Origin of the sequence: Shewanella sp. SM68 (assembly GCF_025653925.1) — a bacterium.
In the GTDB taxonomy this organism is placed as follows: Bacteria; Pseudomonadota; Gammaproteobacteria; order Enterobacterales; family Shewanellaceae; genus Shewanella; species Shewanella oncorhynchi.
This window is the reverse complement of record NZ_JAKKRU010000009.1, coordinates 127047-140867: the sequence shown is the minus strand read 5'-3', so window position 1 is coordinate 140867 and position 13821 is coordinate 127047. Positions and strand designations below refer to the sequence as shown.

12 protein-coding genes are annotated in these 13821 nt (G+C 46.7%); all 12 read right to left on the bottom strand.

Translation table 11 applies throughout. The features are described from left to right. Positions 1 to 333: 333 nt before the first annotated feature. The 12 genes from xthA to trpB all read right to left on the bottom strand — a co-directional run bounded on the left by xthA (position 334) and on the right by trpB (position 13628). Positions 334 to 1146, bottom strand: coding sequence for an exodeoxyribonuclease III (gene xthA, locus L5M40_RS15425; protein ID WP_263175602.1), 813 nt, complete (start codon positions 1144 to 1146; stop codon positions 334 to 336). Further along, the gene (locus L5M40_RS15420) at positions 1146 to 1445 is read right to left on the bottom strand and encodes a YciI family protein (protein WP_028761008.1); all 300 of its coding nucleotides are present in this window, start codon (positions 1443 to 1445) and stop codon (positions 1146 to 1148) included. The genes xthA and L5M40_RS15420 overlap by 1 nt, the downstream gene beginning before the upstream one ends. Continuing rightward, positions 1445 to 1990, bottom strand: coding sequence for a septation protein A (locus L5M40_RS15415; RefSeq protein WP_028761007.1), 546 nt, complete (start codon positions 1988 to 1990; stop codon positions 1445 to 1447). Before L5M40_RS15415 ends, L5M40_RS15420 begins: the two co-directional genes overlap by 1 nt. A 113-nt stretch (positions 1991 to 2103) precedes the next feature. Beyond that, positions 2104 to 3192 carry a siderophore-iron reductase FhuF gene (gene fhuF, locus L5M40_RS15410; protein WP_263175601.1) on the bottom strand — a complete coding sequence of 363 codons (1089 nt, stop codon included), beginning with the start codon at positions 3190 to 3192 and terminating at the stop codon, positions 2104 to 2106. A 124-nt stretch (positions 3193 to 3316) separates the two neighbouring features. Beyond that, the gene (locus L5M40_RS15405; RefSeq protein WP_263175600.1) at positions 3317 to 5521 is read right to left on the bottom strand and encodes a TonB-dependent siderophore receptor; all 2205 of its coding nucleotides are present in this window, start codon (positions 5519 to 5521) and stop codon (positions 3317 to 3319) included. A gap of 96 nt (positions 5522 to 5617) precedes the next feature. After that, a complete protein-coding gene (locus tag L5M40_RS15400; RefSeq protein WP_263175599.1) occupies positions 5618 to 7546 on the bottom strand; it encodes an IucA/IucC family protein in 1929 nt (642 codons plus the stop codon). After that, positions 7547 to 8326 carry a GNAT family N-acetyltransferase gene (locus tag L5M40_RS15395; RefSeq protein ID WP_263175598.1) on the bottom strand — a complete coding sequence of 260 codons (780 nt, stop codon included), beginning with the start codon at positions 8324 to 8326 and terminating at the stop codon, positions 7547 to 7549. 2 nt (positions 8327 to 8328) lie between these two features. After that, a complete protein-coding gene (locus tag L5M40_RS15390) occupies positions 8329 to 9843 on the bottom strand; it encodes a lysine N(6)-hydroxylase/L-ornithine N(5)-oxygenase family protein (protein WP_263175597.1) in 1515 nt (504 codons plus the stop codon). A gap of 733 nt (positions 9844 to 10576) precedes the next feature. Beyond that, a complete protein-coding gene (locus L5M40_RS15385; protein ID WP_028761002.1) occupies positions 10577 to 10861 on the bottom strand; it encodes a DUF2798 domain-containing protein in 285 nt (94 codons plus the stop codon). A gap of 71 nt (positions 10862 to 10932) precedes the next feature. Further along, the gene (locus L5M40_RS15380; protein ID WP_105252115.1) at positions 10933 to 11364 is read right to left on the bottom strand and encodes a glycerate kinase; all 432 of its coding nucleotides are present in this window, start codon (positions 11362 to 11364) and stop codon (positions 10933 to 10935) included. A gap of 246 nt (positions 11365 to 11610) precedes the next feature. After that, positions 11611 to 12432: a tryptophan synthase subunit alpha gene (trpA, locus tag L5M40_RS15375; protein WP_219251499.1), complete on the bottom strand. Its 822-nt coding sequence runs from the start codon at positions 12430 to 12432 to the stop codon at positions 11611 to 11613. A 5-nt stretch (positions 12433 to 12437) separates the two neighbouring features. Continuing rightward, positions 12438 to 13628: a tryptophan synthase subunit beta gene (trpB, locus tag L5M40_RS15370; RefSeq protein WP_263173846.1), complete on the bottom strand. Its 1191-nt coding sequence runs from the start codon at positions 13626 to 13628 to the stop codon at positions 12438 to 12440. Between the last annotated feature and the right edge of the window lie 193 nt (positions 13629 to 13821).

The window sequence follows — 13821 nt, the reverse complement described above, 5'->3', positions numbered from 1 at the left end:
GGCGTCCATGCCATCGCGGCATTTGTGAATCCTTTCACATCAGATGGGGCGGTCGAGCATCCACGGATGGACTGGCTGCGAGTCGACGAGCAAATACCATGGCAAGCATGTGTGAGTGGACATCAGCAAACGCTAAACTCCTCACAACTAAAATTATTAGTCCCCAAACACTCGTCTTCAAGACATATCTGTCCAAAAGTGAATTACGTTCAGTATCACACCTGACTCATTGACTATTCATCGAACGATAAAGATAAAATATGTTTCGCCCATAAACAAACATCGACCTAAGCCGATGTTTTATATCTACTAAGATGATCGAACGTTAGCGGGTTAAGCCTCTTTGAACGTGCTCCAGATGGGGGCGTGATCTGAGGGCTTATCTATGCCGCGTAGATCGTAATCGACGTCGGATTCGACTAAACGTGCTGCCAGTGAAGGCGTTGCTAAAATCACATCAATTCGCAGGCCACGGTTGTCATCGAACCCTTTGCTGCGGTAATCGAACCAAGAATAACGTTCGATGCGCTCTGGGTGTAATTGACGGAAAGTGTCGATTAAGCCCCAGTCTTGTAAGGTTTTTAACCACTCACGCTCTTCCGGTTGGAAGCTACATTTGCCGGTTTTTAGCCAACGCTTACGATTGACTTCGCCAATGCCTATGTCTAAATCGGTCGGCGAAATATTGATGTCACCTATGATGGCGATATCTTCATCGTTGCTGTGATTTGTCTGCAAGTAGTGCATTAAATCTTGATAAAACTTACGTTTAGCAGGATATTTTGTTGGGTGGTCTATGCTTTCGCCCTGGGGGAAATAGCCGTTGAACACAGTCAATGGACGACCATTCGCTTGGGTAAATGTGCCGATAATCATGCGGCGCTGGGCATCTTCATCATCGCTTGGAAAACCCTTTTGCAGTTTTTCTGGTGCGATTTTAGACAGCATGGCAACACCATAGTGAGCTTTACCGCCGTGGTAATGCACTTGATATCCCATGGCTTCGACTTCGGCTAATGGAAACGCCTCATCGTGCACTTTGGTTTCTTGCAGGCCGATGATGTCGGGCAGGTGGCTATCGATTAAGGCTTGCAATTGATGCAAGCGCGCCCGCAGACCATTGATGTTAAAGGACACTATTTTCATTAAGGCAGGACTCGTTTAAAGGGTTTAACCACAACACTTTGGTAAACGCCCGCTTCGATATAGGGATCGGCATCGGCCCAGTGTTTTGCTGCGACTAAGGATTCAAAATCTGCGACAACCAGTGAACCACTAAAGCCAGCATCACCAGGGTTTTCGCTGTCGATGGCTGGGTGTGGGCCAGCGATCAGTAAACGACCTTCATCGGCGAGGGCTTGCAGGCGAGCTAAATGGGCTGGGCGTGCGGCTAAACGTTTTTCTAAACTATTCTCAAAATCTTGAGCTGAAATCATATACCACATTATTTGAGTTCCTTGCGTTGATCTTCGGGAAGGTGTTTATAAAGATAAAATACGGTCAGGACAGTATTAATTAAGGTTAAAGCGGTTAAACCAAACACTTTAAAATTGACCCAAGTTTCTAATGGCAAACTAAAGGCGACATAAATATTGACTAGGCCACAAGCGGCGAAAAAGATCACCCAATACCAAGTTACGCGAGCCCAAATTTTGTCGTCTACTTGCATTTCTTTGCCTAACATCGACTTTAATATCGATTTATTGAGCAATTGACTGACACCTAAGGCGATGGCAAACAAACTATAGATAATGGTCACTTTCCACTTGATAAAAGAATCATCGTGAAACACTAAAGTGAGTGTGCCAAACACTGTCACCATCGCAAAGGTGATTAAGTGCATCTTTTCAAGTTTCTTATATAGCGCATAGGTCACGATCAATTGAAGCGCGGTGGCTGCGATCAATGCGCCGCTGGCGATATAAATATCGAAAAATTTATAAACGGCAAAAAAGATGACGAGGGGCAGGAAATCAAGCAGTTGTTTCATAAATAATCATGTTAAAGAGACATGGGCTTGAGTGTAGCATGTGCAACATAAGGGCAAAAGCACCATGGGCCTAGGATTGCGATCTTGCCCATTAAATGGGTTTAATGGGCAAGTTAGACTTGTGCCTGTTTGGTTGCGTTTGTCTTAGCGTTAGGACGACTTAGTAGTGGGCAATCGTGGCATTGGCCAGTGTTGGCGAGTTGATACCTTAGGCAGCAAGCACGGCGAATGCATTGGATGTTTGTGCTACCTTCTTTGGGTTCAACAATCAAATTGATGCTGTTATACAGTGGATTTTGGGTGCCATCAAAAAAGGTCGCTCTGCGAAACAGAGCTTGCTTAAGTTGCTGATTTTGTTGCTGAGATAATCCCAACTCTCCTAGATACCAGTGGATCAGATAGCCTAAGTGACTCCAATATAATTTAGCGGGCACGGGGCTCAAAGTGAGTAGGCGCTCAACACTCGGTTGCAGTAAGTTTAAGATAAGGCCTTGTAGGGCGAGTTCTTTATCAACTGGCGGCTTATATGAAGTTAATGACGAGTGTACCTTAGTGTCTGTCCTGAAGCTTGGCTTAGTGTTTGTTTGGGAAAGTAGCTCGATGCCGTGGTATTTTTTAAAGGTCAAAGCGGTATTTGGCTGTTGCTTTGTTATTTTAAATTCAAATTTTGCCACTCGGCCACTGGCGTGTATCTGCATAAAAACGGACTGTGGCTGCCAGTGAATAGGCTCGAAATCGGCTTTTGGGGCGTTAAAAATCCACTCCATCACAGGCGGAACTAAAAGGCCAAAATACCATTGACCCCAAAGTGAATGCAGCGCTTTGCGAGTGTCTTTTATACTGGCCTCAGCGTTTTTACTGACCAAAGCGCTTTTACTGGCGAAAGCGGGCGCTCGGCTGTTTGCAGTTGTTTTATCAGTTTCGGTTTCATCTTCAGTTACAGCTTCAGTTTCACTCTGAGTTTCTGCGCTAGGGTGTGCGATGGCAAAACGTGCAATGAGTTTTTGATAAGTATCGGCGCAGCTCCATTCATTAAAACTGAGCCCACTAGGGGACTGCGTTGCGCTAAGGTGCTCGCCATAGAAGGGTGCCCGTTGATGTAACAGCTGATTGAGTGACAAAATATTTTGATTCAACGCGTTGTGGCTTGGCGCTATATCGCACAATGTTTGCAGTCTGGTGTCTCTCCGTTGGCTTGCCATTGTCACTCCTTATAGGGTTGTGATTGATTCCCACTGTTATCGATAAGTCCATGTAAATGATTACCTTGCGAGCCCAAGATTTGGGCTCACAAGGTTTTTCGAACGATCTCAATATAAATCTGACTTAGAAGCGATAGTCCAAGGTTAAGCTGGCACTTCGCGGCGTACCGTATTGGAATTGACTATATTGACCGACTTGGCTGTAGTAGCTTTTATCTAAGGCGTTGTGCAGGTTTGCGCTGAGCTTAAGTTGCTCGGTGAAGGCGTAACTCGCCATTAGACTCGCTAGCGCGTAAGAGCCTTGCTCGACTTCGACTTTGCCAAGTGGCGAATTAACTGTTTGGTAGACGCGGCTCTGCCAGTTAACCCCCGCACCTATTTGCAATTTATGCCAATCACCGCCAAAGGTATAAGTGGTGAAGAGTTTTAACTGCTGACGTGGTGACGTGGTACTGATACGTTTGCCTTCAGGATCTTCGCTAGTGAACTGGGTGTAACCTAAGTAAAGATTCCAGTCATCAGTGATTTTACCCGTTGATTCAAATTCGAATCCCTGTGTTTTTGTACCGTTTACGCCTTCATACACTTGCGTTGTTGTTCCTGGGATCACATCGCCAGTGCTGACTCCGACATTGTCTTGTCTGATCTCAAACACCGACAGCGACATATCTAAAGCCTCATCGAACAGGCTCGCCTTAATCCCGCCTTCGTAGTTTTTCCCTTTGACCGGATCTAGATAGCTTTTATCGATTTTTTGCTTAGTTTGCGGTGCAAAAATATCCGTATAACTGGCATAGAGCGAATATTGCTCGGTCAGGGCGTAGGTGAGGCCGAAGTAAGTGGTGAGTTCGTTGCTGATGTTGAAATCGTAACGGCTGCCAAAATTATCTTGGTCGGTTTCCCACTCATTGAGGCGTAATCCGACGAGGACAGCTAACGCGTCGCTGAGATTAAGCTGAGTTGCTACATAGGCTGCACTCTGTTTGGTTTCGCCAAATGAACCCGTGGTATAAGTTTCCTTCCATTGAGGTTTTGGATATTGGAAGTTCGGATCGCGAAAATCCCCTAAAAGCGGTACTGCAGCCGTGGGGTAATAATAGGGATTGGCGAACTCTTGGCGTTGGCCATTCCAGCCAAACATCAATTGATGTTCTAATCCAAAGAGTTGGTATTGTCCTTCGGCGCGCAAATCCACATTGTGTTGGGTGCGACTGCCGTCGACATAGGCGATAGACCCAGCCTTTGCGCCGACATTGGTTACAGGATCGGGATAGCCCATGGCCCATAGCACATCGAACTCCAATGAGTTATCGCCATAGGTGTAAGTCCCTTTTAGGTTCCAACCATTATCTAATCTGTGTTCGAGACTCGCAAAGGTGTTGAGGCCTTGGGTATGCGCCGAGCCCCAATCGGGCGCCGTTGAAGTGGCACGATCATAATTAGTGCGACTGCCATCGCTGTAAAATAGCGGTAAACCGCCCGACATAGTGCCGCTCGGCGTAGCATCTTGGTAATCGACACCAAGGGTGAATAAGGTGCTATCGCCAATATCGGTTTCGACTATGCCGTATAGCGTTGTGCGCTGCTGCTCGTACCTGTCTTGGAATGAATCTTTATCCTGATAGGCGGCCACCACGCGACCGCGCACAGAACCCGAGTCATTTAAGCCGCTGGAAACATCGACCATACCACGCACATTATTCCATGAGCCCACACTTAACGAGGTGTTGCCCATAAACTCTTGAGTTGGGCGTTTACGGATAAGGTTAATGGCCGCCGAGGGATTACCGGCTCCCGTCATGAGGCCAGTCGCGCCGCGTACCACTTCTACTCGCTCGTAGATGGCGGTGTCGATCAGATTATCGCCATAGTTGAAGCGGGTATCGTAGGTGGTTGGCACGCCATCGTACAAAATGCTGCTCACGGCAATGCCGCGGGCACTAATACTGTATCTGTCGTTATCCATTGGGCGGGCATTGATCCCCGCAACGCTGGTCATGGCATCAATGACACTATTAAGCTGTTGATCGTTCATCATTTGGCGGGTGATAGACGTGACCGATTGCGGCGTTTCTAGATAGGATAAATCGAGCCCAGTTGCCGTGTTCATCGCTTGGGTTTTATAACGGTTGTCGTGTAAGTCCTTAGCGCCAATGACATTGATGACTTCAATTTCTTTCTGGTGCTTTTTAGTCTTACTATCCGCATCGACAGTGTCAGCTGTGGCATGGGGAACCGTAGCTAACATGGCTGAGCACAGCAATAGCTTCGGGTTAACGAGGGCTTGCCGACAGACGAGTGCGATGCTGGAGAGAGGAAAAGTCTTCATAATGTTGATCTTTAATTCCGTTTAGGTTGGGGGTTAAACAAGCTGGGCCAACATTGGCCCATGCTAAAGTTTCGGGGTTATCCACTTTGTGGTGTGTTAACGTGTCCTTTGCTCAGCGCTGCTAAGCATAGGGCGCTTAAAGGCATGGCTTTGTCTAAAGGCCGCCAAGGGATTGTCGATGCCGCCGGCGAAACGCAGGTTTTTCTCCCTGTCGGCGAGGTCTATCATTTGCTGGTTATTATTCAATTGGATACGATTGAGGCACGTGCGTACAAAGCTGTCCTTAAACAGATCGTATTGGGCAAACTTGTCGGCCAAATGTGGATGCTGGGCTTGGTAATCACGTACATTGTCCGCCACTAACTCCCAGAATTGGCTTTCACTGACACTGGTTTGCTCATCAAGCAGCGGTGCTAAATAGCGGAAAATACAGTCAAAAATATCCAGTAAGATGTAGTTAAGCTTCATCTCTTCTTCAAGGCTCACCGCAAGGCGTTTTACATCATCAGGTAGCGGCTTCGCGCCATTGAGTACCGCGACTTCTTCACCTATGTCTTTCATTAAAATCTTGACTGGCACGTATTCATCGAGCACTAAGATCAGGTTTTCCCCGTGCGGCATAAAGACCAGATCGTAGGCAAAAAAGGCATGTAACAGCGGCGATAAATACAGGTTTAAGTAGCGACTGACCCAATCCTTTGCTGGTAAGCCTGAGGCGGCTATCAAGGCTGCAATAAGGGCCTTATCTTCATGATCCGTATGCAGTAGCGCAGCCATGGTCATCAGATTTTGTTTAGGCTCAATGTGTGGCAGTGGGCTTTCGCGCCACAGGGCAGAGAGCATTTTTTTGTAGGCGCTATCTTGAGTGAGCGCCTGCTCGTAATAATGGTGGTGGTAACCTATGGCGGCAATTTCCTTAAGGATTACAAAGCCTTGTTGGGCAAAGTAAGGATCGTTTTCAACCAAGTTTGCAACCCACGCATTAATTTGCGGTGTGCAGCTCATGTAAAGAGGCGATAGACCACGCATAAAGCCCATATTTAGGATAGACAGCGCGGTTTTGACATAGCACTTTTGCGGTGATGCAAGATTGAAAAAAGTGCGTATCGATTGCTGCACTTGATATTGCTCATTGCCTTCACCAAGATAAACTAGATCGCCACGGGCTATATCGCCGGCAAAGACGCGGGCGATTTTTTCACGCCACTGCCAAGGGTGCACAGGCATAAAGTAGAAGTCCTGTGGATCATGCTGCTGGGTTTTAAGACGTTGTTGGAAGTCAGTGAACTGCTGGCCAAGCTCTTCCTTGAGTAATGCGTCGTGACTCAAGTTTTCGAGGGCGGCAAACGTGGTTTTGTTTTTGCGGACTCCAAGCCAGACTAACTGCATCGGCATCGCGCTTTCAGGGGCAAATTGACGGTAATCCTGCATATCAAAACCAATCCGGCCATTATTGGCAATAAACACCGGATGGCCTTCTGTCATACCCGCTTCTATGCTCTGATAATCAGCTCGCGCCAGCGTGGCGGCGGGGATCGCCTGATGCGCTAACTTGTACGCCTTGCTGTAAAGGGTGCTGGTGATTTCTTCTAAATAGGTTGGTAGTAAGGTTTCGCTGATCCCTAAGTCATTTTTAAGGGAAATGATCAGCGACATCGCATCAAGGATTTGCTCTTGTCCTGCAAGTGAAACGCGGATGGAATCAGCATCGATAGCAAGATGATCGAGCTGATAGTGCCGCGCACTAAAATAATAAGTGCTGTCTTTGAGCCGCAGTTCATAGTGATTGAGCCCCGCTTTTTGCCCGTACAGGGTCGGCGTAATGAGCTTCTCGTGGGTGAATTCGCAGAGGATTTTCTTCACTAAATGACGATTAGCCGCTTGCCAATAGGCGGGAGTCAAATGCTCCGGCATAGAAGTCGATGTTGTCGATAGCGCCGGGCTTTGTTGAGCATGTACTGCTTGAACATGATGATCTTGCGTTGGCAATGGGTTCATTAATAAGGCTTTTGTGGGTAAGTTCATCTAATTCACCTGAAGAGTCGATAATGTCATGGGAGAGGTTGCAGATGCCGCGTGCGAGCTTGGCTTTGCTAGTGTTGGGCTTGCTAAGTATTGTTCTGCTAAGTATTGTTCTGCTAAGTTTGGCAGAGCAGATGTTGACTGATCTGAGCTTGGCAGGGCTGAGGTTGTTTGGGCTAGGCTCGTTAAAGAGGGCGTGCTCGATGGTCGAAGGCGCTGGGCCGCAGTGCAAAATCCGAGGAAAGCAGCTTTAGTGCTTAATTGAATCGCTTTTTCATAGCGAATGCCTATCAGGCTATTTAAGCGATGAATTTTGCTATTGAGTTGATCAGGTTCAACCACGAGGCGATTAAAGGCTAGTTTTTCAAGCACGAGCTGCGCTATCGCATCCATCACCTTTAAGGATAAGCCGCTGACGGGTTTGCCATCTGGCGGCGCGATAATCAGATGCATACCACAATCACCCGGCGCAACACGATAGTGCTGACCGACTTCATCGTGGACGGGATCGTAGAGTTCCACCATAAATAGCGCTTTGGCCTGCCATTCACCTATCAAGGCAAACTTGTGTTCTGTTGTTGCTAACAGATTTTTTATGGCATCAAGGTTCAAGCCCTGCATACCCCAAAACTTGGCGTAATCTTGGTTAAACCAAGACTGTAGTGTTGGAATGTCTTGTGTAAGATCTAACGCTCTGAACTGGAAACCATTGATGCTTGTAATAGCCGATAGCTGTGTTAAACATAGCCGCGTTAAACAATGGTTGCTAAATTGGCTTGCCATTATTATGCCTCCTGGTTCGGCGCCATTAAGACCGGCATATTGGTTCCCGCGCCTGAACTCACGGTTGAACTTGCGCCAGAATTTGGAATCTTGGTTGGAGGGATAGTTTGTGGCGCATCAACTTGAGTTTTTCTGTGCGGCGCCTTAGGAAAATGTCTAGGATTAAGATCCAGCGTGTTAATTGCATTGGCGCCGCAGGGCTGATGACTGGCAAGTTTGGCCGGATCGAAGGTTTGAAACGCGATATGTTCCTCAATGTGGTAGGGCGCATAACCGAGCACGGCTTTTAAGATGGTGCCGTTGCGATAACAGCCCATACCCAGATCTGGAGAGCTTATCCCATGGGTATGCAAACCGACATTCTGGACAAAAATATCCCCTCGAATATCTATGCTGTAATCACGCTGCACGCTAAGTTGTCCGGCGTCATCGAATTCGACTTGTTGCTTAATACCACTGATAAACTCGGGTAAACGATAGTGGTAACCTGTGCCTAAAATAATGGCGCCCGTTTCTTGCTCAAAGGTGTGATTTTTTTCATTGTGGTGGAAATGCAACTTGAGCATATTAGCTTGGGGCTCGATATGAGTCAGCGCCGCATTCGTCATCAGTCGGCATTGAAAATCGGCCAATAGGCGCTTTTGATATAACAAATCGTAAATGTCGTTTATCAGCTCAGAATTTATCCCTTTGTAGAGCTGTTTCTGGCTGGCGATCAGTGAGCATCTTTGATTAGGGGTCAACTCGTGGAAGTAATCGACATAATCTGGCGAGGTCATCTCTAAAGTAAGCTTGGTATATTCCAAGGGATAAAAACGCGCTGATCGTGTCATCCAATTGAGTTGATAACCATAGGTATCAATATCTTGCAGTAGATCGTAAAACACTTCCGCCGCACTCTGGCCACTGCCAATTACTGTGATGGCACTCTGACTCTGCAGGTAGGTTTTTTGCTGCATATAACTGGCGGTATGCATGACCCGTGCATCTTGGATTGGGCAATCCTTTGGTAGATAAGGTTCAGTGCCAGTGCCTAGCACTAGCTTTCGGGATTGATAGGTATGGGTTTTACCACTGCGCCTATCAAAACCTGTAACTCGATAAATACTTTCACCTGCGTTGTAATCCACTTGAGTGACCTTAAAACCAAATTTAAGGTTGCTGAGTTGTTGGCTCACCCATTGGCAATACAAGTTGTATTCGTGGCGAGGTAAAAAGAAATTCTCACGAATATAAAAGGGATAAAGCCTGCCCGTTTGCTTGGCAAAATTAAGGTAACTGTAGCGGCTGGTGGGATCGGCCATAGTCACCAGATCCGACATAAAGGGTGTTTGCAATCTTGAGGATTTGAGTAGCATGCCTGGATGCCAGTCAAAACTGGTTTTAGCATCTAAAAATAAGCAGTTAAAGCCGTCAATAGGTTCTGATAAGGCGGCGAGGCCAAGATTGAATGGGCCAATGCCTATGCCAAGTAGATCAAAGATTTCGCGATCCATTTCCCTTTGCTGTGTACTCACTTACGCCTCCTTGGCAACATGCTACTGCGTGTTGCCGATCCAGTAATCAGTTACCTAAGGACGCAAACCAAAGTGAATGCGGTTATCAAAATAGACTGTTTGGCTATTTATCTTGCGTTGCTCAACTCGCTATTTTTAGCTCAGTCCTTAGGCCATTTCCTGCTGTCTCTGTCCCGACAACGGTAGGTAAATTAGCATGTGAAAATATTCAAATGCAAAACATTCTCATTTGGGTGGGGCTGTAGGTTAATACTTTTAACCGATAAATAAGGGGGGCGGATACGGTTAATAGTACAAATAAGTAAGTGATAAAGGGGTGATAATTAGGCAGCGTTTTGGGGATATATCATTTAGGATTTTACGATCTCTATTTTTATAAAAGATATAAATACAGTGGTTTACATTAATGCTTGAGTTGGTTCGAGAACAGAGAAAAATTGATTTAGGTGGGAGTCATGTCATCCTTATACAATAAACATAGGTGCCGCTAAACGGTCAGTGTAAATCCATTGTAAAGCGTGGACAGGAGGCTCAATGAGCGCTTTGATTTAATACGATTGGTATGGTGTAGGTCGTACTGTTTTAGTTTAAGTGAATATGGGCAGGGTAACAGATCGAGCAATTATCGATGTAATTTTTAGTCGCTGTACGCATAAGAGAAGGAGTTCAAGATAAAGCCGTCCTAAAACGGCTTTGAAATAAAATAGTTAAATCGGAAGATTAAGTCGTAAAACTAGCGTAAATCGACAAAATGAGCTGTGATTTTACGCACCAAAGGCAACACCATCAGCAGTGTAGGAAAGGCGACAACCCATGAGATTAGCCAAGCGCCGAGCCAGAGTTCGAGAAATTGCGGTGAAGCGCCAACGCCATTGAAAGTGCTGATCCCAGAAACGATACAACTCATGAGAATAGAGAGAAAAAATGGCATCACCACAGTGGCATACTTGGCCGGTAATTTGGGTGTTCCCAAAAAAGTACGAGGTTTGTTATCGGGTAAAGATTTAGAAATGGTCATCGGATCCTCTAATGGATATGTATCAGGCGAATGATTTGTTACAGGCTAGCACTATACCTTTTTTTATCGACTTAATTCATCCAATTTGTTACCCAAAGCTCGCCTGTTACATTAACCCAATGGCCTAGCGAGATAGGGGATTTCCCAAGTTCATTATCAAAGGGGAGCGGTAGATTTGATTGCAACAGGTAAATTGTATCTTCGGGTGTTTGGCTGATGTCGATGATTTGTCCCGAAGCTTCAAAGTGACAGTTATGCAACGGGAATTTCAGATGCTGGTGTGGCGTTTGTTTAATCATATCAGCTTGAAGACTGGCACTTGCTAATCGGCCAAGCAATTCAACTGTGACCCATTGGTTAACCGGAAAGCGAATTTCGGCCTGCTGATCGCTACCTTGGTAGTAAAACCAAATTGGCGCACCATTATCGCATTTACCTGCAACTTCACCTTCAAAACCACAGCCCCAAGGCGTTAATTCGAGAATATAGATCCGATACTGCATAAAAAGTCCGTTTTTCTTCGATAGGGCATTCTATCGAGGAACTGTGACTAAATAAATACGCTGTCAGTGTAGTACTGGGTGAGTGTCAGTATTGCCTTGATAGATTGTGTTTGAGGGAGATAAAGGCTGAGTAAACATAGAGCTTGGTAAATATAAACAAAATAAGCGAGGCGACGAGTCTACCTCACTTATTTTATTTGTAATTGAATTCTTGATTTATATTGGATTATTTAAATCAAGACTCGCTTAGGTTGCAGCCTTCATTGTGCGAGTAAATTCCCCAAGCGTTGCAAGTAGCTTAACTTCATCGTGCTGGTGGGTTTCGATGATTTTTACTACGGCAGAGCCAGAAATCGCCCCCGCAGCGCCCGCTTTGATGGCGGCGCTTACCTGTGAAGGCTCGGCAATACCAAAACCGAGGAGCGGTGGCGGGGCGTTAAAGGCTTTTAATTTAGATAAAATTTCCTCTACCGGCACGCCAGCTTTCGTGTCTGTGCCTGTGACTCCTGCGCGGGATAAGAGATAGGTGTAACCTTCACCACTTTTACTCACTTGCTCTAGGGTTTCACTGTCAGCATTGGGCGGCGCGATAAAAATCGGCGCAATACCATGGGCTTTAGCGGCTTCGCTAAAGGGCGCTGATTCTTCCACTGGAACATCGGCGATAAGTACTGAATCCACACCCGCTTGCTGCGCTTTGGCGTAAAACGCATCTATGCCGTTAGCAAACACCAAGTTCGCATACAGCAGTAAACCGATTGGAAGTTCAGGATATTTAGCGCGCACTTGCGCCAGTAATTCAAAACACGCCGTTGGAGTTGTGCCAGCGGCTAAAGAACGCAGGTTAGCGCCTTGGATCACTGGGCCATCGGCCAAGGGATCGGAAAACGGAAAGCCCAGTTCTAAGGCATCGGCGCCGTTTTGCACTAAGGTATCGATAATTTTTAGCGATAACTCAGGGCTAGGATCACCAAGGGTGACGAAGGGGACAAAAGCGCCACGGCCTTCGGCGTTGAGTCTGGCAAAGGTGGCTTGGTAACGGCCAGTGTTGGTAGACGTGTCACTCATGTTTATTATTCCTCTTTACCATTCAAAATGTCAGAAACGGTGAAAATATCTTTGTCGCCACGACCGGAAAGATTGACCACTAAAATGGTTTCTTTGGTGCACTCGCGCGCCATTTTGACGGCATAGGCGATAGCATGCGCCGATTCCAATGCGGGAATAATACCTTCACAGCGCGCCAGTTGTTGGAAGGCTTCTAAGGCTTCATCGTCGGTAGCCGATTCATAACGGGCGCGGCCTGTGGCATTAAGATGCGCGTGCTGCGGGCCAACGGAGGGGAAGTCCAATCCGGCTGAAATCGAGTAAGATTCTTCGATTTGCCCTTCGCAGTCTTGCATCAAAGGCGCTTTCATGCCGAAGAAAATACCAGTCTTACCGTGTTTAAGCGGCGCGCCGTGCATTGGCGTGTCTATGCCTTTACCCGCAGGTTCGACGCCAATCAATTCGACACTTGGTTCGTCGATAAAGTCAGCAAACATGCCGATAGCGTTGGAACCGCCGCCAACACAAGCGATAACGGCATCGGGCAGGCGACCTTCACGTTCCAGCATTTGCTTCTTGGTTTCTTCGCCAATAATACGTTGGAATTCACGCACTATGGTTGGGAACGGATGTGGCCCCGCAGCGGTGCCCAGAAGATAGTGGGCTTTTTCGTAGCTGCCAGACCAGTCGCGCATCGCCTCGTTACAGGCATCTTTTAGGGTGGCAGAACCTGAGGTGACAGGGATCACTTCCGCGCCCATCAAACGCATTCTAAATACGTTAGGTGATTGGCGCGCAACGTCTTTGGCACCCATATAGACTTTACATTTTAAGCCTAACAGCGCGCAGGCAAGGGCGGTGGCAACGCCGTGTTGTCCAGCGCCGGTTTCAGCAATAATTTCTTTTTTACCCATGCGTTTAGCAAGCAGGGCTTGGCCTAACACTTGGTTGGTTTTATGGGCGCCGCCGTGGAGTAAATCTTCCCGTTTAAGGTAGATTTTCACCATAGGATTTGGGCTTAAATTGCGGGTTAAGGTGAGTGCTGTTGGGCGACCCGCGTAGTTTTTCAGTAAATCGGTAAATTCGGCTTTAAAGTCGTCATCTTCCTGCGCTTCCACAAAGGCAGTTTCTAATTGCTTAAGGGCTGGCACTAAAATCTGTGGCACATACATGCCGCCGTATTCGCCGAAATAAGGGTTAAGCTTTAACTTTGACATACCTTTTTCCTTATCTTATCAATCAGTTTGTCAGTGGCTTGATGGTGCTAATAGCGTCTTGGGGTTAACCGCATAATAGTGTTAACTGAGTTGTTATCTATTTGGCCACTGGCATTAATAGGTTCATATTGTTTGTTGAGCATCACGCTTGTCCTGCACCAACAGCATCTAGGGCTTCTTGCTTAGCGCGATA